Below are 21574 nucleotides of genomic sequence, written 5' to 3'. Positions count from 1 at the left end.
GAAGAAATTATGAGAAATATTCGACTATTGTGAAAATTCAAATGGTTAAGCGGATAACCGCTTACGTCCACGAGCACGCCTTGCAGCGATAACTTTACGGCCACTCGCTGTTGCCATACGTGCACGAAATCCATGGCGGCGTTTACGGACGAGTTTAGAGGGTTGGTAAGTACGTTTCATTTATTTAAATACCGCAGAGTGCGGCCCTTCTTAATTCTATGGGCAATTATGCGCTAGATGAACAGTCTTATCCTATCATATGATCGTTAATCCATAAGGAAAAACATAAAAAAAGTCAATCTTAGATTATTTTTCTATCTCTTTTAAAAATATAAGAAACTCCATGGTGGATATGCATTTTATTCGTAACGTTTTCAAATTTAAGAAAAATAACTATTGGCTACAACGACTTAGTTTACAGTTATTTTTTTGTAACACAAGTGAGTGACTAAGATGTTAAAGGAGTAAAGAAAGAATCATGACTTTTTGTTGTATAATGACAACAAAGTGTACTTGTTTTAACATAAGGAATTTGTTCAGATTTTTTTCTTAAAGGCTTTTATAGAAACATTCGTAAAGTGATTGTACGACAAACATGTTTAATGGAATTTTAACCAAATTTTATGCTCGAGGTTTTCATTTGTGGTTGGTTTAGTGTTTTAAAAGAGATAAAATATAAGGTATGTACATTTTATTATTCTCATAAAGTAGGAAACTTCAAGTGGTTAAGTTGAAGTGTTTTTGGTTCTTATTGCTATATTTTCTGGCATTTGTATAGAGAGGAAAGGACATGAGTCCTATCACAAGCGAGGCTATCCGCAACGCGTTACATCAAATCAAAGGACCGGATTTTGAAAGTGATATTGTATCATCGGGACTTCTTTCAGAAATATTGATTGCTCATGGAAAAGTTTTCTTTTCCATTACTGTTCCAGATGGACGTGTGCAAGAATGGGAAGCGTTGCGTCGTGCTGCTGAAGAAGTGGTGAGTGCTATGGATGGGGTTGAATCTGTTGTTGTCACACTTACGGCAGAAAATAAGCCAATGCTGTCTTCTCAAGTGCGTAGAGATACTGTTTTTTCTAAGCCAAAACGTAAAATAAATGCATTGCCTGTGAAAATACCGATAGAAGGTGTACGGCATGTGATTGCGGTTGCTTCTGGAAAAGGGGGAGTTGGCAAATCTACGATGGCAATAAATATTGCCTTAGCTTTACAAGATTCTGGTTTCAAAACAGGTTTAATGGATGCTGATATTTATGGTCCGTCCTTGCCACGTTTGACAGGACTTGTTAACCAAAAACCACAGCTCATTGGTGGGAAAAAGCTTCAACCTCTTGAAAAATTCGGTCTTAAATTGATGTCGATGGGATTTTTGGTTGAAGAAGAAAAGCCGGTGGTATGGCGTGGTCCCATGGTAATGGCGGCTGTGACCCAATTGCTAAGAGATGTTTTATGGGGACCTCTTGACGTTTTGGTGGTTGATATGCCACCAGGTACAGGGGATGCACAATTGACGCTTGCTCAACAGGTGCAGTTGACGGGTGCATTGATTGTTTCTACTCCGCAGGATCTTGCCTTGGTTGATGCGCGTAAAGCAATAGAAATGTTTGTGAAAGTCGATGTTCCTATTTTAGGGCTCATTGAGAATATGAGCTATTTTATTGCTCCTGATACGCAAAAACGCTACGATATTTTTGGCTATGGTGGTACCCGTGCAGAAGCAAAATGCCGAGGGCTGCCTTTCTTAGCAGAAGTGCCGCTTGATGCAGCTTTACGCTCTTCTTCGGATGATGGCGTGCCAATCTTTGTTGCTAATCCTGATGAGGAGCATGCCAAGCTTTATCGTGGGATTGTTGATCAAGTGAAAAACAGATTTCGTTAGATTTACGTTTTTCTCATAGGGGTTGCTATAATACACTGTTAAAAAATATAGGGGGCTGTTTTACAGAAATTACGGAACATGGACGTTTTGTTGTAGGGTTAAAGGTTTCAGATGTGAAATAAACCAAAAAATAACCATGCAATGGGTGATAGTTTTTTTATAAATAGGCTGTTCATCGGTTTTTGTTGAGGAGAGCGAATCGGTTAAAGATTTTGATGCAGGTACAAAAAATTATTTTTTACTATGAAATTTTGTATATTGGTCATACCGTTGTAAAAGCTGTGAAGAGCACTACAAAATGGGATGTTTTGTGGCTAATGATTCATGTTTGCTTGGGCTGACAATTTTGACATTGGTACATGAGGCTGATTTTAAAAATGCCGATTATAGAGATTATCCGGAATTTAGCTCTTAAAAAAGTTGGATAAGATCGTGATGTAGGGATGGATAGAATTATCAATTCGGTTTTTGAAGAAAAACTTTACGCAAAGCTATAGGAACTTATGTGGTGTTGATAACTGGAAATTCATTTTATTGGAAGCATAATGATGGTGAAAAAATGCGTTATAACACAAAGAAAAGCATGGATATTGATGCAAACCATCTTATGATGGCACGGACGATTATTCGAGCAGTTTATTCTTTCGTAATGACAACAAAATTGGCAAAAATGGATGATGCTCACGGATGAAGATTTTAACGATGGTTGATGAAGAAAGGCTCTTTGATTATGAAAGAAAGGCATGTGTGAAAAAGCATATTTTATAGGCACTCATGCTTACTGTGCACCTGTTATAGAACCAGGGCTTTATCTCGTGGCAACGCCTATCGGAAATCTTGCAGATATCACTCTTCGTGCTTTGCAAGTGCTCGCGGGGGTTGATATTTTAGCGTGTGAGGATACACGGGTGACGCGTGTTTTGTTGGAACGCTACGGTATTCAGAAAAAGCCCTTTCTTTATCATGAACATAATGCACAAAAAGCAAGGCTGAAGTTATTAGCGGCTTTGGCAGAAAATAAAACTGTAGCGCTTGTATCAGATGCTGGGACACCGCTTATTTCTGACCCTGGCTTTCGCTTAGTGGAAGAAGCACGCAAAGCTGGTTACAAAATTATTCCAATTCCTGGCGCATCAGCTCTTTTAGCTGCTCTTGTCACGGCGGGACTTCCCACTGATAGCTTTTTCTTTGCTGGTTTTTTGAGTACACGAAAAGGACAGCGTCAAAAGCGCTTGGAACAATTAAAAACCATCCCTGCAACTTTGGTTTTTTATGAATCGCCGCATCGTCTTGTCGAGACTTTACAGGATATGGTCTCTCTTTTTTCGGCTGATCGTCCTGCTGCAATCTGCCGTGAATTAACAAAAAAGTTTGAAACAGTAGATGTTTCCAATTTAGGAAATTTGTTCGAAAATTACAGGAAACAGGCACATATTCGTGGAGAAATTGTTGTGCTTGTTGGGGAAGAACTTTCTTCTTTGGAAGTGATGAGTGATCAAGAAGTTGATGAAATGTTATTAGAATTAGCGCATACGCATTCTGCAGCTCAGGCAGCTGCTGTGGCGGCGAAGAAAACTGGCTTAAAAAAGCAAGAGCTTTTTCAGCGGTTGAATTTTTTGAAGGATGCGTAAGCTTATGCAAAAAGAACACAGGCAAAAATCTTTCTATCGAGGTATTCGTGCAGAAAAATGGGCAGCTTGGTGGTTACGTCTCAAAGGGTTTCATATTGCTGAAATTCGTTTTAAAACAAAGTGTGGTGAAATTGATTTAATTGCGCGGCGTGGAAATCTTGTTTTAATCGTTGAGGTAAAAGCGCGTTCAACATTGGCTGAAGCAATGGCTGCGGTTTCTCGGGTGAATGAGAAGCGCATTGAGGCAGCAGCTGATATTTGGCTAGCACGACAAAAAGATTATGCTCTTTTATGTGTACGCTTTGATTTAATCGCTATTTTGCCGTGGCGTTGGCCGCAGCATATCCCCGCATTTTTTATGTCTGATAAATAAGAGTTTCTCAAGTGTTTTAACAATAGTAGATGAAAAACATTTTGTTTTTATATCTACATCAGTTAGAAAAAGTGTATCACGGTTTGAGCATTATGAGGAGCAAAATGTAGATGATTATGAAAAGTTTGCAACGGGTTTGTTGATTGTTTTTGGAGCGCTAACTATTGGTGGTTTAATGGCAATGCACATTGTCCTTATGAATAAGCTAGGTTTTTTATTTGCATTAGCGGCTGCTGTCGTTGGTTGGTTTTCTGCTTTTGCAGTCCTTTTTGATAAACCCAAAGTTTATTTGGGATTAATTATTCTCGCTATGTTGTGTGTTGCGTCTTCAATGAGTATTTATGTCAGTTAAAATGTATGAACTGTTGGTGGATTTCCCTTTTAAAATTATTAAGAGCAAGGAGTAGAAATGAAAGTTGGTTTTTTGGGAACAGGTAAAATCAGTGTTTCAATGGTTGATGGTTTAATGAAGAGCGCTTTTGACGTTTCTTCTATTATAATTTCACCACGCAATGCGCAAAATGCAGAGCGTCTTTCGCGCAATTATGATAAGGTCATAATTGCTGAAAACAACCAAGCGTTGCTGGATGTCAGTGATTGTGTTTTTCTTTGTTTGCCCAACCAAATTGCAGAAGAAATTCTGCGTCCACTTCATTTTCGTTCGGAACAGCTTGTCATTTCTGTTCTTGCTATGGCAAAAGCAGCAAAAGTTGAAAAGTGGATCAATCATGAAGTTTACCGTGCTGTTCCGCTTCCTTTTGTAGCAGAATGCAAAAATTTGACACCAATTTATCCGGATCATCCATTTCTACGCACTTTATTTGATGCGTTGGGCGGTACATTGGTGTTGGATGCGGAAGAGCAGTTTAATCTTTTCATGACTGCTGGTTCATTAATGGGGGTTTATTTTAATTTTATAGAAACAGCACATCAATGGTTGGTGACGCAAGGGTTAAAAAAAGAGCAATCAGCAAATTTTCTCGCCATGATGTTTGGAAATCTTACCGATGAAATGCGCAAAATTATAGCTACTGATTGTCTTACATCTCTCGATTTTGCACTGCTTGAGAAAGAGTTTTCAACGAAAGGAGGAACAAATGAACTTTTGTCAAACTGTTTTTCTCGCCAAGGGGGAAGGAATGCTTTAATAACAGCCCTTGAGGCCACTTTGCAAAAAATGAATGCTCCCTTTACACATTAAAATGTTGGATTCGTATTTTTTGATTTCAATGAGAAGGGTATTGGTGCATCCATTTAATTCTGCGTGGACACAGAGCTAAAAAATTGTCTGCTATACATATTTTAAGAGCAAGCAGATTGACATTCAGGATTTTCCTACAGTAATAAATTGATTTATAGAGATAATTCATTGTTCGCATCTTGAGTGAGAACATTAATGGTAGGCTTTTTTCATTTTAACCCCTTTTATCATGAATAAAAAATATTTTTGTATGTTACAAAAGAGATTAACATATCAATAAAAAACTATTTAAGAATGGAGAATGTGCTGCTTATGAATCAATCTCATAATACAAAAGTTGGCGCAACATTTTGAGCGGAGAAGTAGAATGGTGATATCGGTTTGTACTTTTATAAACATACAGGGTGATCGCGTTTAATGGATCTTGTCTTATGCTCTTTGTGGAGGAGGATTTAGAAAGGGGAGAATTGCGTAGAGACGTTGCTCTAAAGTAAATTTATGAATGAGTAGCGTAATGGTGTGTTATTTTTTGTAAGGAAAAAGAATAAGAAAAGTAAAAATGTGAAGCGGCATCGCGCAATCTCTACCATTTAAAAGATATTGTTGTGGGGGTTTTTGAAGAACGTAAAGCTAAACTAAAAAGAGATTATGGAGACGCGCGATGGTTTGCGCCTTTATGAAAGAAGGGCAAAAATATCTTCATCATTTATAGATAAAAAATTTTTAATAACAGCATGTTATAGATTTTTCTTATAAAAAATGATGCGTTAGTAAGAGTGTTTTATTGTGGGAGTGGTGATAAAATATGTTTTGCTTTGTGAAAGAACATGTGCGTTGATGGTATCAAATGGGATTTTGGTTTAAGAGAAAGCGCCCTTGTTGATTGCGTTTTTTTACGTTCTTATTTTGGTGGAATGAACAAATGATTACATGTTCAGATACAAGGGACCTTCATTGCCTTGCGGACATGTCCAATTGATATTTTGATTGGGATCTTTGATGTCGCAGGTTTTGCAATGTATGCAGTTGGAAGCGTTGATAACATAAGTTTCGTGATCATTTTGGTCTAGCCATTCGTAGACAGCGGCAGGGCAATAGCGTGTGGAAGGTCCTCCATAGATTGCATATTCGGAGTCTTTTTGTTTATCAAATGAGGCTATTTTTAAATGGCAAGGTTGGGTTTCTTCATGGTGCGTATTAGAAAGCGCGACACTGGAAAGGCGGTCGAAGGTTACAACACCATCTGGTTTTGGATAAGCAATGGGTTGAAATTTTTCTGCTGGTTCAAGACACGCATAATCTGCTTTTCCGTGGGAGAGTGTTTTAAATAAGGAAAATCCGAACAATTGTTGCCACCACATATCAAAACCGGCAAGCTTAATTCCGTATTTTGTGCCGAATTTTGCCCAGAGTGGTTTGACGTTGCGTGCTTTATAAAGATCTTCACCAATGGGACTTTTTCGCCAATGTTCTTCGATTTCGTTGACTTCATCATGGGCGCGACCTTGCGCAAGAGCTGTAGCGATTTTATCGGCTGCCAATATGCCAGATAAGATAGCATTATGTGACCCTTTGATACGAGGGACATTAACAAAACCAGCAGAACAGCCAATAAGTGCTCCACCGGGAAAGGTAAGCTTTGGTACAGATTGCCAACCACCCTCGCTGATGACACGTGCACCATAGGAAAGGCGTCTTGCGCCTTTGAAGATTTCATAGAGTTTTGGATGTGTTTTAAAACGTTGAAACTCTTCAAAGGGAGAAAGATAAGGATTTTTATAATCTAAGTGTACAACAAAACCGGCAGAAATTAAATTGTTTTCTTGATGATAAAGAAAACCGCCACCGCCGGTGTCGTTGTCTAAGGGCCAACCAGCAAAATGCTGAACTAAACCAAGTCTATGTTTTTGGGGATCAACTTCCCAGAGCTCTTTGAGACCGAGACCAAACTTTTGTGGTTCACGGTTTTTACTAAGATCGAATTTCTGTATCAGTCGTTTTGCAATGGAGCCACATGCCCCTTCCGCAATGAGAGTATATTTTGCTAATAAAGCCATACCAGGCATATAATTTTTTCCAGGGGTTCCATCTTTGTTAAGACCCATATCACCTGTGAGAACACCAATGATAGCTCCATTATCGTTCTGGATGGTTTCCGATATGGCAAAACCGGGATAGATTTCAACGCCGAGTGCTTCGGCTTTTTTGCTTAGCCAACGGCAGACATCACCGAGTGAAACAATATAGCAACCATCATTTGATAAGATTTTTGGGCGAAAAACATTGGGAAATATTGTTGCGTGTTTTGGCTTTAGAAAAAAAAATTGATCACTGGTGACAGGTGTTTTGAAGGGATGATCGTGTTCATTTCTCCATTCTGGCAAGAGCGTATCAATGCCGATGGGGTCAACAACTGCTCCAGATAGAATATGCGCACCAACTTCAGTGCCTTTTTCAACGATTGTGACAGAAAGTTCGGGGTTAATCTGTTTTAGACGAATTGCGGCAGAAAGTCCTGCAGGCCCCGCTCCAACAATCGCTATGTCGAATTCCATACTTTCACGTTGGTGATGCAGAGGTGCATTCATGGTTTATAAAGCTTTCTCCAACTCCGGAATAATTTGGTGAAGGTCGCCTACAAGGGCATAATCAGCAATTTGCATGATGGGAGCTTCTTCATCTTTATTAATGGCTACAATAACTTGTGCATCCATTATCCCAGCTAAATGCTGAATTGCACCGGAAATTCCAACAGCGATATAGAGCTCAGGGGCAATGACTTTGCCTGTTTGTCCAATTTGCCAATCATTAGGAGCATAGCCTGCGTCAACTGCTGCGCGGCTGGCACCTAAAGCAGCTTCTAGCTTGTTTGCAAGGGGTAGAAGGAGTGCCATAAACTGCTCCTGTGAACCAAGACCACGTCCGCCTGATATAACAACACGTGCTGAGGTAAGATCAGGGCGATTGCTTTTGTTGGTTTCTGCTTTTATGAGAGAAGAAAGGTTTGGATTGGGGGCTGGTGTTATTGTTTTAATGGGAGCAGCGTTATTTTGGAAGGGGGCTGGTGTGAAAGAGGCTGTACGGACTGTTATAACCTTTTGACGATCATTGCTGCGTACAGTTTCAAGTGCATTTCCTGCATAAATTGGTCGTTTGAAAGTATCGGGTGCAAGAACAGCGACAATATCTGAAATTTGCATAAAATCAAGAAGAGCAGCTACGCGCGGCATCACATTTTTGCCAGTACTGGTGGAGGCAGCCATGATCACATCATAATCATTTGCCAATTTGACAATTGTATTTGCCATAGGTTCAGCCAGTTGATGTGCTAAATAATCAGCTTCAGCGATAAGAACTTGTCGCACACCGGAGAATTTGGCGCTTTTTTCGGCAAGTTTTTGAACCTTTGTTCCACAAATCAAAATATCAATATTATCGCTGATTGCTCGAGCTGCGGTAAGTGTTTTTGCGGTTTCTTCTGTGTTATGTTCGGCTAATAAAAGAATTGCCATAAGTTTTTACCTTTTTATGCGGTGTTGCTTTTGATCGCTTGTTTATAGAATGTTAAATGCATTTTTTTTGTTTTAACGCGTTGACAAGTTCTGCTACATCAGCCACTTTGATCCCTGGTTGGCGGGTTTTTGGCTCTTCAACGCTAAGGACTGTTAAACGTGTTCGCGTATCTATGCCAAAATCAGCAAGTGCCTTTTGTTCAATGGGTTTCTTTCTTGCTTTCATAATATTGGGCAGAGAAGTATAACGCGGTTCGTTTAAACGCAAATCAGCGGTCATAACCATGGGAAGGGGAAGGCAAACGGTTTGTGTACCGTTATATACTTCGCGAATGACTGTTGCGTGACCGTTTTTTATGTCTAAATGTGAGGCAAAAGTTGCTTGCCCCCATCCAAGAAGAGCTGCGAGCATTTGTCCAGTTTGGTTACTATCGTCATCAATAGCTTGTTTTCCCAAGAAAACCATATCTGGCTTTTCTTCATCAACAATAACCTTGAGAATCTTAGCAATTGCTAAAGGTTCAAGTGTTTTTTCCGTTGTTACAAGGAGTGCACGATCGGCACCCATTGCAAGTCCTGTTCGTAAAGTTTCTTGCGCTGCTTCTGGTCCAATGGAAACAAGAATAACTTCGGAAATTTTGCCAGATTCTTTTTGGCGGATTGCTTCTTCCACGGCGATTTCGTCAAAAGGGTTCATAGACATTTTTACATGAGATAGATCAACGCCTGTGCCATCAGGTTTGACGCGTATCTTGATATTATAATCAACAACACGTTTGACAGCGACAATTATCTTCATAGTGATCCTCTTTGTTTTTCTGATTACAAGTTTATAGTAACCTTCACAAGAAACCAAATCGTTTAAGACTGAATTTTACCTATCATTGATTTTCTCATTATATAAGCTTTCTTACATCTGTTTATACCCTTTTATCATTGTTATTAATCTCTATTTTGTTTTTTTGTGCAATTTAATAATTGTTACCTTTGTTTGAATAAAAAGTAAAAAAACAATGAATATTTATTTTAATTGAATGCGTTCGTCATAGTTTGTAAAACAGTTTTAAAAGAACTTAAAATAAAGGATGCAGAATGGTAAATGGTATCCGAATAGCAAAATGAGGATATTCTTTTTTAGTTCCGCATGTGGTTGACTGGTCAATAGGACTTTGATGTAATGGCAAAAGAGCAAAAAAGCAAAAGTGGGAGAATAATTCTTCAGTATAAAGCTTGAGAGTAGTAAAATCAAATTCATTCATTTGAATATTTTTAGAAAATGTTTTTGAAAATTCTTAAAGCTCTATTTACCAAAATAAAGCACACTTCTCAGTCATTTATGAGATTCTTTGCAGAAAATTAATGAAACGTAACGTTTGTAAAGGGAATGAGGGGTAGCGTTTTTGAATACGAAGAGTCATACTGTAAAACAAGTTAAACATGATAAACCTTCTTTTTTTGTTGTTGAGCAAAAGGAGAGGATGAGCACGCCTACTGAAGTAACGATGTCGGACATTGCTAAAAAATTACGCTCTGTTTATGCACAAATGCAGATGAAGCGTTCACCTCGCCATTTGACATCGCAAAGTTTTGTGGAAGAGAGTTTTAAATCTTACTTGGATGACATTAGTCGGGCAATTTTGGCTGAGCACTATATACGTCGCCAAAAAGAAAAAAAGCTTTTTGAGCATTTAGAGCAGATTAAAACACTTGTTCAGAATTTGCATAGCGAAAAGAAAAGCTCAGAAGAAGCAGCGGTAACACGACGTATGTCTCGTTCAAAATCGCTTGATTCTGTTGTGCAGCACCTTGCTCATATGGCATGTGAAGGAAATCAAGAACGTTCTTCTCTCCAGGAGGTACCAATTTTTTCAGGACAAAACAGCATAACTCCAAGCCAAACAAATGTTGAAAACGCGTTGCAACAAGGCGATAAAAGTTCTTCCCCAATAGATGCCATGAAGTCTTCTTTAAAAGAGGATGAGGAGCTTGTGGAGCGTTCTGCAATGGTAGAAGAGAGGTGCGCTAATGTTCAAGCATCTGGTCGTTGCATTGAGAATGATCAGTTTCCTTCCTTAAAAGCGGAGCCTGTAGGAATCTCCTTTTTTTTACGTTATCCTGTTAAAAAAATTCTTCTTTGTTTTTTATTCATTGCATTTGTGGCAGCGATAACGTTATGCTTTTATGGCTTTTTAAGAGGAGTTCGTTTTTTTTAATTTTATAATGTTATGTTAGTAGATGTGAGGTGTATTGTGCAGTCGTAATTTTGCAAAGGCGTCTATGACATCTAAAATTTTCCTTTTAAACACGCAACGAAGATTATTGAAGAAAAGCTTTAAAAACTATCCAAAATAAACTTCAAATTGTATTGAAGGTTCTGTAAGTGAGTATTTATTTACCAATTGCTGAAATGTCGCTTAATATGCTGATCTTGATTGGTATGGGGGTGGTTGCTGGTTTTTTTTCAGGTCTTTTTGGGATTGGTGGTGGTTTTCTTATTACACCTTTATTGATTTTTTATAATATTCCTCCTGCTATTGCTGTTGGAACAGGGGCTAACCAGATGATTACATCATCTGTAACGGGAGCAATTACACATTTTAGAAGACGCACTCTTGATATTAAACTTGGTATTCTTTTAGCGACTGGAGGAGGGATCGGCTCTCTGATCGGGATTCAGATCTTCTCTGTTTTGAAGAAATTGGGTCAATTAGATTTAATGATCTCGCTTCTTTACGTGGTTTTACTCGGAAGCGTAGGAAGTTTGATGATTATTGAAAGTTGGTGCGACATGATGCGTCAGCGCAAGACACAAAAATCTAATATTCGTCTTGCTGGTAGACATAATTGGATCCATCGTTTGCCGTTGAAAATGCGTTTTAGGACATCAATGATATATGTTAGCATCATTCCAGTCTTAGGGATTGGTTTAATTGTTGGGTTGCTGTCTTCTATCATGGGAATTGGCGGGGGATTCTTTATGATACCAGCATTGATTTATCTTCTGCGTGTCCCAACCAGTGTGGTGATTGGAACTTCACTTTTTCAGATTACATTTGTATCCTCCTTTACCACAGTTTTGCAGAGTGTAAGTAATCATTCAGTTGATATTGTTTTGGCTTTTTTGTTGATGCTTGGGGGCAGTATTGGTGCGCAATATGGAACGCGAGCTGGACGAAAGTTAAAGGCTGAACAATTGCGTATGGCACTTGCATTTTTGGTGTTGATTGTATGTATGCGTCTTGCTTTTCAATTATTTGTACGTCCTGATAATCTCTTCTCTCTGGATGTTCTTATGAGATAAAAATGGGTAGATCATTTTCTTTATGCATCATTGCAGGTTGCTTTTGTGTAGTTTCTTTTTCTATGTGGGCACATGTTGGTGCGAAAGCTGCATTCATTGATCAAGTTGATCACGAAACTATCCAAATTATTGTAACAACCAATACGATCACGGTTGACGCACATTTCGATGGTCGTGATCTTTACATTGCGGGTGTTTTAGAAAATATTGATCCGTTATATTCTCAACAGAACCGTTATGATATTGTTGTTAGCTTGGAAGGGCAAGCTCGACCAGTTGTCATGCGAGAAAAAAAACGTAATGCTGGAGTTTGGGTTAACGCAGATTCCCTTATTTTTAAAAATGTTCCTCTTTTTTATTCTATGGTCACAACGCGTGAGATTGAGGATATTACTAGTGTTGAAGATTATAAACGCTTAGGTTTAGGATTATCTTATTTTTTGCTGCAGACGGATGAACAAGATCAGAAGAAAATACAAATTTTTCGTGATGAACTTATAAAATTGCAAAAAGCTAAAAATCTTTATAATGAGGAAGTTGGTGGTGTTCGTTTTGGTTCTGGCACACTTTTTACAGCACATTTTCGATTGCCGGCAAATACTCCTGTTGGGCACTATCAGGCTCGTGCTTATCTTTTTCGAGATGGGCAGTTTATTGATAGTGCGACAACGACTCTTGAAATCGCTAAAGCACATATTACCTACACAATTTTCCAAGCAGCTCACAAGCATGGTTTTTTATATGGTATTGTTGCGGTGATTGTAGCTGTTAGTACAGGTTTTTTATGTCGTTTAATTTTTCGAAAAGACTAGCAAAGGGAAACGCTAAGGCACTTATTTTTTATGAAAAATGCGTAAAAAAAGGAAAATAGGCACAACAATGATTGCTCCCATCATGGTCATGTAGAAGACGTTTGCAAGAGTTATAAATCCTGCTTCCCATAGAGATTTAAAAAATTCTGTTATTGTTCGCATGAGACTCCGAGGTGTCCACCCAAGAAAGTTCATCACGATTCCGACAAGAAGTGAAAGAATAAGCAATTTTATAGCAACATATCTTAATGTGCCTCCAAGAAAAGCATGAAAAGAATTGGATATATTTTTTCTTTTGTTCATTTTAACAAATCCCTAAACATATTGCGTTCCCGTTGCATGATACACAGTGTCATCACCATAAAGAAGAGTAATAGGATTTTTTACCTATTTGTTTTTCCTTTTGTTTTTTTTCGCTTCTCTTTCGAGTTTACCACCTTGTAATACTGGTGTAACGTCTGTACTGGTTTCTGAAACACGCTCGTGTTCAGTTGGCATTTTTCGTGATATTTTCATAGTATTTCCTTTATTAGTTTGTCGAATATTATTTTGTTTGTAAGAATTATAGGCGGACGTTTATAATGTTTCGATGCTTGGTATGACGGTAAAAACTTTTTAATACATCAAAAACCCCCCTACAATAGAGTAATATGTTGCGTATAGAATGAAATTTCAAGACATTATATTTTAGAGAGACTATCCATTTCGATAAAAGTATGTATATGTGAGTATTAAGATTGGATATTTCAACGTCACTGAATTAAAAAAATAATAAATTTGTTTGTTGAAAAAATAGGAGAAATGAGTTTAGCAGAATTTAGTCTCTCTAAAATAGCGGGGGCTTTAAAATGTATTGTTGGAGAAAAGTTTTGTTATGTGCAGGTACGTGGGAAATATCAGGTTTTTGCGGCATCCATGCTTTGGGTTATGTCTCTTTTTGTTTTAAAAAATGATCAGATGTGATTGAAGGTTGTTGTCTGGAGTGGAATTATGGAAAACTCAAATTTCCTCCGGAAGAAGGGATGAAAGTGATCGCTGTTGGCAAATTTACGACCTCCTTTGGTTCATCGAAATACCAGATTGTTATTAAAGCGTTTGAGCCAACAGGGGTAGTGCTTTGATAACATTGCTAGAGAATCGCAAGAAAAAGCTTGCGGATGAGGGATTGTTTAATGAATCCAATAAGAAATTTTCGCCTTATGTGCCCCGAATTATAGGCGTTGTGACATCACCAACAGGCGCTGTTATTCGTGATATCATTCATAGGATATCGGATTGTTTTCCGTTACATATTTTGGTTTGGCCTGTATGTGTTTAGGGGGAGTAAGGGGGTAAGAAGTAGTTATTGTTCTTGAAGGTTTTATACTTTGCTTCTAGGAATTATGGTTCCTAAGTTTGATTTTATTATTTTGCACGTTATTGTTGCATAAGGAATTTATGCAATAACCTTTAAAAGGAAAATTCTATGAATGTGAAAAGAAACATATTGAAAAAGAGCAGTTCTTTTGTTTCTGCTGTTCTTGCAATGGGGATGTTTGTGCAACAAGTTTCAGCAAAAACACCTGCCGATACGCTTGTGATGGCTTGGAATCTCGATGCAATCAGTACATTTGATCCTGCGCAAATCAATGACCGTTATGGTAATGAAGTTCTTGTCAATGTTTGTGATAATTTAGTCGTTTCTGCTACAGATGATGCAGCTAAACTTGTTCCCTCTTTGGCGAAGAGTTGGGATGTTTTAAGTGATGACCAGAGTACGGTGATTACTTTTCATTTGCGTGATGGTTTAAAGTTTAACGATGGTCGTTCTGCTCATGCCAATGATCTTGTTTGGAGTATGAAACGGGTTGTGAAATTAAAATTGTCTAATGCGGCAACATTTAATGAATATGGGATTACAGAGCAAAACGTTGATGAGGCTTTTCAAGCACCAGACGATAAAACGGTGGTGATGAAATTTGATAAGCCTTATCCTGCAACACTTATTCTTAGCCATTTTGCCACTGGTCGTACACTTGCTTTGCTGGATCGTGAGACACTCATGAAAAACGAACAAGATGGCGATATGGGAAATCGGTATTTGGCCAGTCATTCTGCTTGTGTTGGTCCTTATCAGATAAGCAGCTGGCGTTCTGGAGAGGCTCTTTTATTGGGTGCAAGCTCCAATTATTGGGGGGAGGCGCCGAAATTGAAGAAGATTTTAATTCGCCACGTTGCGGAGCCTGGAACGCAACGTTTATTGTTGGAAAAACACGATATCGATGTTGCACGTAATCTGATGCCAGAGGATTTGGCAGATCTCCAAAAAACAACAGATATTAAAGTTGAAAAAGTATTAGAACCATCCGTGATCATATGGGGGTTTAATACGACGAATCCAATTTTTGCTAATGAAAAAGTGCGTTTGGCGATGCGCTATCTTATTGATTATGAAGGTCTTGGAAAGACTCTTCTCAAAGATGTTGGTATTCCACGTGCAAGCTTTATTCCTCTTGGTAATCTTGGGGCTTTGGATGAAAAAGAAGGACAACCCTTTAAACTTGATCTTCAAAAAGCAAAGCAACTTTTAACAGAGGCAGGTTATCCGGATGGTTTTGAAGCCAATATTTTTGCAGGGGCATCTCCTTATCCTTTTGCTTTGCCTATTGCTCAGTCTTTTCAAGACAATGCAAAAAAAATTGGGGTGCATTTTAAAATTGAACGTTTTGTAGGCACACAGTTACTTTCCAAATTATCTTCACGTAACTTTGATACAATTTTTTTCGGATGGAATAATGATTCTGCCGATCCTCATACAATGGCCTTACGCCTTATTTACAATCCTGATAATCGGCTTGAGGCAAAAAATACGGGCTATGCTAGTTGGTGTCATGGGTATTTTGATAAAACTATGAATCAAAAGGTCCAGGATGCGTTGTTTGAAAAAGATCCCCAAAAACGCGTGCAAATATATGCTGATTTGCAACGTGAATTTATGCAGAAAGGACCTTATGCTTTTATTTATCAGACGTATCACACTATAGCGATGACACCTGATGTCAAAAAATGGGTTTGGAATAGTGCACCACGTATTTTTTATAGTGCAATTGAGAAATAAGATGGTATCAAGTTTATAAAATACAAAAAAGTATGATCATGATATATTTGACGTATTGCAAAGCATTTAAGAACTTTGCAATACGTTGAATTTTATAGGTTATGGATTGATATGGTGTGTATAGAATATCATTTCAAAATAGCCTGTTTTAGAGAGAGATTCCACTCTTATTAAAGGTGTTTTTGTGTGGGTATTAAGATTGGATATTTTAATTTTGGTTGATACAATTTTATAAGATGGAATAATGCTCTGTGAATTCCATATGATGACTTTTGGTGTTATTTATAACGTTCATAATCGATTTGAAGCTAAAAATACAGATATCCTAGTTTGTGCTATGGATTTCGGATAAAAATATAAATTAAAGGGTTAAAGATGTTGTGTTTCAAAAAAGATTTACAGAAAAAAGCGTGAAGAATTGAAAAATGGTAAGTTTGTTTGGTGAAAAAACAGGTGCAACGAATGTAGCAGAATTTACTGTTTCAGAAATAGCAGGGGCTTTAAAGCGTGCTGTTGAAGAGAAATTTGGTTATGTGCGGGTACGTGGGGAGATATCAGGTTACCGCGGTGCTCATGCTTCGGGGCATGCCTATTTTGCTTTAAAAGATGATAAGGCGCGGTTGGAGGCTGTTATTTGGCGTGGCATTATGGAAAAGCTCAAATTCCCTCCGGAAGAAGGGATGGAAGTGATCGCTGTTGGCAAGCTTACAACTTATCCGGGGTCATCAAAATATCAGATTGTTATTGAAGGGCTTGAGCCAACGGGGGTTGGTGCTTTGATGACACTTCTAGAAAATCGCAAAAAGAAGCTTGCTGATGAAGGTTTGTTTGACGAATCCAAGAAGAAACCTTTGCCTTATATGCCCCGAATTATAGGTGTTGTTACATCACCAACAGGCGCTGTCATTCGCGATATTATTCATCGTATATCAGACCGTTTTCCTTTACATATTTTGGTTTGGCCTGTTCGTGTTCAGGGAGAAACAAGTGGGCGGGAAGTGGCTGCTGCTGTTGAAGGTTTTAATGCTCTCCCTTTAGGGGGTATTGTTCCAAAACCTGATCTTATTATTGTTGCACGGGGAGGAGGAAGTTTAGAAGATTTGTGGGGGTTTAATGACGAAGCCGTTGTTCGTGCTGTTTATGCATCCGCTCTTCCGGTTATCTCTGCTGTTGGGCATGAAACAGATTGGACTTTGATTGATTATGTCGCCGATTGGCGCGCTCCAACTCCTACAGGAGCGGCAGAGAAGGCTGTTCCTGTCAAGCTTGATCTCGAAGTGTACGTGGCATCGCTTGGTGCACGTTTGCGCAAGGGACTAGCGCGTTATTTTGATTTTTATCAACAAAAATTGCGTGCGATTATGCGTGCTCTTCCAACTGCTGACCAACTCTTCGCTTTACCGCGGCGTGGTTTTGATGAAGTTTCAGGTCGATTACAACGTGCTCTTTGTGTTAGCTGCGATAAAAAACGCTTTTATTTCCGTGCACTTGGTGCTCGTCTTACGCCGCGTTTATTAAATACTGAAAAAGCACAACGCAATACAAGGGAATATGCTGTGCGTTTGCAGCGTGCTCTTTGTGTTAGCTATGATAAAAAACGTTTTTATTTCCATGCACTTGGCGTTCGTCTTGCGCCGCGTCTACTAAATACTGAAAAAGCACAACGCAATACAAGGGAATATACTATGCGTCTTTATCGTGCTTTTTTGCGCAATGTTGAAAAACAACGCGCTGAGCTAGAGGTCGCGTTTAGGCTTTTAAAAAGCACTTCGTATCAAGATATTTTAGAGCGTGGTTTTGTTTTGGCTTTGGGGCAAGATCATAAGCCTATTAAACGGTTAGCGCAGTTTCCTGAAACGGGGCAATTAAATTTACGCTTTTTTGATGGTGAAATTAGTGTTTCAATGTACGATCTTGTTCTCAATCGGTCTTCAAAATCTAAACGAATCAAGTCGAAGCAAGATGATCAAGGAATGCTCTTTTAACATGATAAATGCGATGCTTGATGAAGGGCTTCTCATGGGAGCGGATGGAAAAGTTCGTTGTGCATGGCCGGGAACTGATCCACTTTATTGTGCTTATCATGATAATGAATGGGGAAAACCTGTTTTTGAAGATCGCCGTTTGTTTGAAAAAATTTGTCTTGAAGGTTTTCAGGCAGGACTTTCTTGGCTCACAATTTTAAAAAAAATCTCTTTTTTTCGAAGTGCATTTGATCACTTTGACTTTGAAAAAATTACTCATTATGACGAAGTAAAGGTGCAAATGTTGATGCAGAACAAAGATATTGTTCGTCATCAAGGAAAAATTCGATCAGTGCTTAATAATGCATTTAGAGCGCAGGAAATTGTAAAAGAGTGGGGGAGTTTGTCTCACTATTTTTGGTCTTTTCAACCACCACAATCGGAGCGTTATGAAAAGGTAGATTTTCAAACACTGTTGGCTAATTCCATAACACCTGCTTCTCTTCGTCTTTCTAAAGACTTGAAGGAACGCGGATGGACATTTGTTGGCCCCACAATTTGTTATGCTTTTATGCAAGCCGTAGGAATTGTCAATGATCATCTTGAAGGGTGTTTTTGTCGGTAAATTTGAAAAGCAGCTGTGAGGGGTATTGTTTAGTAGAGCAATAAAAGAATAGAGAATATTTTTTCGATTTTTCATCTCCTTGTTATTATTGGATTATTTCTTCTTAGCATGGATGGTGGAGGGCTAGTTTTGTAAGAGACAGCAATGTGATGTTAGAAAAAATCAAGAAAAATCAGTTGTCAGTTTTCAAGAATGGTTTTTAAAGTTTTTTATTTCTGAAATCATTATGAGAGCAATTTATATTATTGATTTTTAATAAATATGTGTCTGTTTTTATTTATATAGCGGTTATCACAAAGCAAATGATGGATATTTTATTTGTGGTTATGGATGAAGGCAAATTTGTTTTCAAATTTTTCAGCGTGGCGCTCTTATTGTATTGGTATTTTTGTTAATTTTTTGTTGAATGTATAATAATTGTTTTATTTATATAGCATCTGATTACCAAGTGCTTGTGTTACGTTTTATTATCTGATAGCTTTCATGTTGAGAAAGTAGTTTTGCTGCATGTGCGCTCTGGTTTTTGGGGGAATGCTTGAACTCAGACAGATTTGTATCCGCTACATCGCTTGGTTAAATCTCTAGAATTTTCCGTTGGAAACAAGGGTTTCTGCGGTATTTTTTTGGGTGTCCATTTTTGTGGTTGCAAAGAAATGATGAACGTTGAAATTTGGAAGGGTTTATAGCCAATGATATTTTTGGGGGTTAGGTATGGTGAATTTTGTTTTTTCCAGTGAAAAGGTGCTTTTTATTGGTTACGATGTTTTTGGAAAGATACAGTTAGAGGGGTTGGTAGTTTTCGTTGCCATTTTATCTCTGTTGACTCGTTTGGGATTATTGATAGATAAGAGGAGTTTTCTTTTGCGCTTTATTTTCAAAAGATTAAGCAGTTTTTTTATGGGTAGCAGATTTTAGCGGAGATGTTTTTTCGTGTTTTTCTGCTTTTTCGCGTAGCATTTGACAATGCAGTAATGGTGCGTGTGCATCTTGAAGCTGAGGGTCCGAGAAAATACGATTATTTTTAAAGTTTGCACATTGATTATTTTTAATACAGTTTAAAAGAACAAAATGGTGAACTTATGAATCTCAGTGCGATGATTTTTTGAAAGTTTACAGTTTCCGTATTCGATTTGGAAACAGGTATGGCTTAATGGGGAGTGCAAAGAGGTATTGGGATGTGAATGTAGTGGTGGTTGACGGAAGATGTGTTATGTATCTGCTATAGTTTAATTGAGCTGAAACTTATGAATTTAAAAGTAAATGTCTCTTTATGGTGCGATCTGTGTGTATTTATTCAATCTCTGTTGTACAAAATTGCTTGTGTTATTTCAGAATAATTAGTTGATATAATAAACTTTAAAAGGAAAAGTCTATGAACGTAAAAAAAGAGATATTGAAAGGCAGTACTTCTTTTATTTCTGCTGTTCTTGCAATGGGGATGTTTGTGCAACAAGTTTCAGCAAAAACACCTACCGATACGCTTGTGATGGCTTGGAATACCGATGCAATAAGTACATTTGATCCCGCGAAAATTAATGACGTTTATGGAAGTGAAATTGTTCTCAATGTTTGTGATAACTTGGTCAGTACTGCTACAGATGATGCAGCTAAAATCATTCCTTCTTTGGCAACCCATTGGGATGTTTCAGGTGATGACCAGAGTACGGTGATTACTTTTCATTTGCGCGATGGTTTGAAGTTTAATGATGGTCGTTCTGCTCATGCCAATGATCTTGTTTGGGGCATGAAACGGATTGTTAAATTAAAAATGGCTAAGGCGGCAACATTTAATGAATATGGAATTACAGAACAAAACGTTGATGAGGCTCTTCAAGCACCAGACGACAAAACGGTGGTGATGAAATTTGATAAACCTTATCCAGTAGAACTTATTCTTAACAATATTGTTGCAAGTCATGCTACCGCTTTGCTTGATCGTGAAACAATCATGAAACACGAGAAAAATGGTGATATGGGAAACCAATATTTGGCCAGTCATGCTGCTTGTGTTGGTCCTTATCAGTTAAGCAGTTGGCGCCCTGGAGAATCTCTGTTATTGCGTGCAAGTTCCAATTATTGGGGGAAAGCACCTAAATTGAAGAAGATTTTAATTCGCCATGTCGCGGAGCCTGGAACGCAACGCTTATTATTGCAAAAACATGATATTGATGTGGCACGTGATTTGACGCCTGTGGATATCGCAGATCTTCAAGCAACAACCGATATTAAGGTTGAAAGAGTGTTGGAGCCTTCCATGATGTACTGGGGATTCAATATGACGAATCCAATTTTTGCTAATGAAAAAGTGCGTTTGGCGATGCGCTATCTTATTGATTATGAAGGTCTTGGAAAGACTGTTCTGAAAGGTGATGGTATTCCGCGTGCAAGCTTTATGCCCCTTGGAACACTTGGAGCTTTGAATGAAAAAGAAGGACAACCCTTTAAACTTGATCTTCAAAAAGCCAAGCAGCTTTTAACAGAGGCAGGTTATCCGGAAGGATTTGAGGTCAATTTGTTGATAGGAACATCTTATTATGCTTTGCCAATTGCCCAAACACTCCAAGACAATGCAAAAAAGGTCGGCGTACACCTTAAAATTGAACGTCTTGCAGGTACGCAGCTATTTTCAAAATTTTATGCACGTGCCTTTGATACGATTTTTGTCGGCTGGAATAATGATTCTGCAGATCCTCATTCAATGGTTGCATACATTGTTTATAATCCTGATAATCGATTTGAGGCTAAAAAAACAGCCTACCCGAGTTGGAAGCACGGATATTTTGATGCAGAGATGAATAAAAAGGTTGAAGATGCATTGTTTCAAAAAGATCCACAGAAGAGGGCACAAATATATGCTGATTTGCAGCGTGAACTTATGCAAAAAGGACCTTATGCTTTCATCTTTCAGAAATATGCTGTTGTGGCTATGACACCTGATATAAAAAAATGGGTTTGGAATAGTGCACCACGTATTTTTTATAGTGCAATTGAAAAATAAGCGGGTATAGCGGGTATTAAGTGCTGTAAAATACAAAAAGAGCGTTGTGTGACGTGGAATGATGAGAACATCCCTCCGCATAGAGTGGTTTTAAAGCCATTTAAGGCGTGAAATTGTGTGTGGGGCTTTTCTACAGTACGGTTTATATGCGGCTTATAGTTTATAGAGGAAGCGA

19 protein-coding genes and 1 pseudogene are annotated in these 21574 nt (G+C 38.2%); 14 read left to right on the top strand and 6 right to left on the bottom strand.

What is annotated here, in order from left to right:
* Positions 1-45: 45 nt before the first annotated feature.
* A complete protein-coding gene (gene rpmH, locus V4P57_RS06135; RefSeq protein ID WP_011181069.1) occupies positions 46-180 on the bottom strand; it encodes a 50S ribosomal protein L34 in 135 nt (44 codons plus the stop codon).
* A gap of 610 nt (positions 181-790) precedes the next feature.
* Between rpmH and V4P57_RS06130 the strand changes: the two genes are divergently transcribed.
* The 6 genes from V4P57_RS06130 to V4P57_RS06105 all read left to right on the top strand — a co-directional run bounded on the left by V4P57_RS06130 (position 791) and on the right by V4P57_RS06105 (position 5090).
* Positions 791-1885 carry an Mrp/NBP35 family ATP-binding protein gene (locus V4P57_RS06130; protein ID WP_455465704.1) on the top strand — a complete coding sequence of 365 codons (1095 nt, stop codon included), beginning with the start codon at positions 791-793 and terminating at the stop codon, positions 1883-1885.
* A gap of 559 nt (positions 1886-2444) precedes the next feature.
* Positions 2445-2576 carry a hypothetical protein gene (locus V4P57_RS06125; RefSeq protein WP_455465703.1) on the top strand — a complete coding sequence of 44 codons (132 nt, stop codon included), beginning with the start codon at positions 2445-2447 and terminating at the stop codon, positions 2574-2576.
* A gap of 52 nt (positions 2577-2628) precedes the next feature.
* Complete coding sequence (rsmI, locus tag V4P57_RS06120; protein ID WP_455465702.1) at positions 2629-3516, top strand: 16S rRNA (cytidine(1402)-2'-O)-methyltransferase; 888 nt, start codon at positions 2629-2631, stop codon at positions 3514-3516.
* Positions 3517-3520: 4 nt separating this feature from the next.
* Positions 3521-3889 carry a YraN family protein gene (locus V4P57_RS06115; RefSeq protein WP_455465701.1) on the top strand — a complete coding sequence of 123 codons (369 nt, stop codon included), beginning with the start codon at positions 3521-3523 and terminating at the stop codon, positions 3887-3889.
* A gap of 49 nt (positions 3890-3938) precedes the next feature.
* Complete coding sequence (locus V4P57_RS06110; RefSeq protein ID WP_455466980.1) at positions 3939-4241, top strand: hypothetical protein; 303 nt, start codon at positions 3939-3941, stop codon at positions 4239-4241.
* A gap of 57 nt (positions 4242-4298) precedes the next feature.
* Positions 4299-5090, top strand: a complete 792-nt coding sequence (locus tag V4P57_RS06105) for a pyrroline-5-carboxylate reductase (RefSeq protein WP_455465700.1) — start codon at positions 4299-4301, stop codon at positions 5088-5090.
* Between the two features lie 926 nt (positions 5091-6016).
* Here V4P57_RS06105 and V4P57_RS06100 read toward each other — a convergent pair.
* The 3 genes from V4P57_RS06100 to V4P57_RS06090 are packed head-to-tail and all read right to left on the bottom strand — an operon-like array spanning position 6017 to position 9401.
* The gene (locus V4P57_RS06100; RefSeq protein WP_455465699.1) at positions 6017-7678 is read right to left on the bottom strand and encodes a 4Fe-4S dicluster domain-containing protein; all 1662 of its coding nucleotides are present in this window, start codon (positions 7676-7678) and stop codon (positions 6017-6019) included.
* Between the two features lie 3 nt (positions 7679-7681).
* On the bottom strand, positions 7682-8602 hold the full coding sequence (locus V4P57_RS06095) for an electron transfer flavoprotein subunit alpha/FixB family protein (protein ID WP_455465698.1): 921 nt from the start codon (positions 8600-8602) through the stop codon (positions 7682-7684).
* A gap of 52 nt (positions 8603-8654) precedes the next feature.
* Positions 8655-9401: an electron transfer flavoprotein subunit beta/FixA family protein gene (locus tag V4P57_RS06090; protein ID WP_455465697.1), complete on the bottom strand. Its 747-nt coding sequence runs from the start codon at positions 9399-9401 to the stop codon at positions 8655-8657.
* A 601-nt stretch (positions 9402-10002) separates the two neighbouring features.
* Here V4P57_RS06090 and V4P57_RS06085 point away from each other — a divergent pair.
* The 3 genes from V4P57_RS06085 (at position 10003) to V4P57_RS06075 (ending at position 12715) form a co-directional block, all read left to right on the top strand.
* Positions 10003-10815 (top strand): hypothetical protein, encoded by an 813-nt coding sequence (locus V4P57_RS06085; protein ID WP_455465696.1) that lies wholly within the window; start codon positions 10003-10005, stop codon positions 10813-10815.
* Between the two features lie 167 nt (positions 10816-10982).
* On the top strand, positions 10983-11903 hold the full coding sequence (locus V4P57_RS06080; protein WP_455465695.1) for a sulfite exporter TauE/SafE family protein: 921 nt from the start codon (positions 10983-10985) through the stop codon (positions 11901-11903).
* Positions 11904-11905: 2 nt separating this feature from the next.
* On the top strand, positions 11906-12715 hold the full coding sequence (locus tag V4P57_RS06075) for a TIGR02186 family protein (protein ID WP_455465694.1): 810 nt from the start codon (positions 11906-11908) through the stop codon (positions 12713-12715).
* Positions 12716-12736: 21 nt separating this feature from the next.
* Here the strand turns inward: V4P57_RS06075 and V4P57_RS06070 are convergent, their stop codons facing one another.
* Entirely contained in the window at positions 12737-13018 is a 282-nt protein-coding gene (locus tag V4P57_RS06070) for a DUF6460 domain-containing protein (protein ID WP_455465693.1), read from the bottom strand.
* Positions 13019-13102: 84 nt separating this feature from the next.
* Complete coding sequence (locus tag V4P57_RS06065) at positions 13103-13231, bottom strand: hypothetical protein (RefSeq protein WP_455465692.1); 129 nt, start codon at positions 13229-13231, stop codon at positions 13103-13105.
* 255 nt (positions 13232-13486) lie between these two features.
* Between V4P57_RS06065 and V4P57_RS06060 the strand changes: the two are divergent.
* The 5 genes and pseudogenes from V4P57_RS06060 to V4P57_RS06040 form a co-directional block, all read left to right on the top strand.
* Positions 13487-14030 (top strand): annotated as a pseudogene (locus V4P57_RS06060) (exodeoxyribonuclease VII large subunit); the annotation flags it as partial.
* A 150-nt stretch (positions 14031-14180) separates the two neighbouring features.
* Positions 14181-15812: an ABC transporter substrate-binding protein gene (locus V4P57_RS06055; RefSeq protein ID WP_455465691.1), complete on the top strand. Its 1632-nt coding sequence runs from the start codon at positions 14181-14183 to the stop codon at positions 15810-15812.
* 425 nt (positions 15813-16237) lie between these two features.
* Entirely contained in the window at positions 16238-17797 is a 1560-nt protein-coding gene (xseA, locus tag V4P57_RS06050; protein WP_455465690.1) for an exodeoxyribonuclease VII large subunit, read from the top strand.
* Positions 17775-18401, top strand: a complete 627-nt coding sequence (locus V4P57_RS06045; RefSeq protein WP_455465689.1) for a DNA-3-methyladenine glycosylase I — start codon at positions 17775-17777, stop codon at positions 18399-18401. The genes xseA and V4P57_RS06045 overlap by 23 nt, the downstream gene beginning before the upstream one ends.
* Before the next feature lie 1372 nt (positions 18402-19773).
* On the top strand, positions 19774-21399 hold the full coding sequence (locus V4P57_RS06040; RefSeq protein ID WP_455465688.1) for an ABC transporter substrate-binding protein: 1626 nt from the start codon (positions 19774-19776) through the stop codon (positions 21397-21399).
* Positions 21400-21574 lie beyond the last annotated feature (175 nt).

It is taken from the genome of Bartonella sp. B39, from assembly GCF_053795145.1.
Note: the sequence above shows the minus strand (reverse complement) of the source record. Positions and strands in the feature narration are given on the sequence as shown.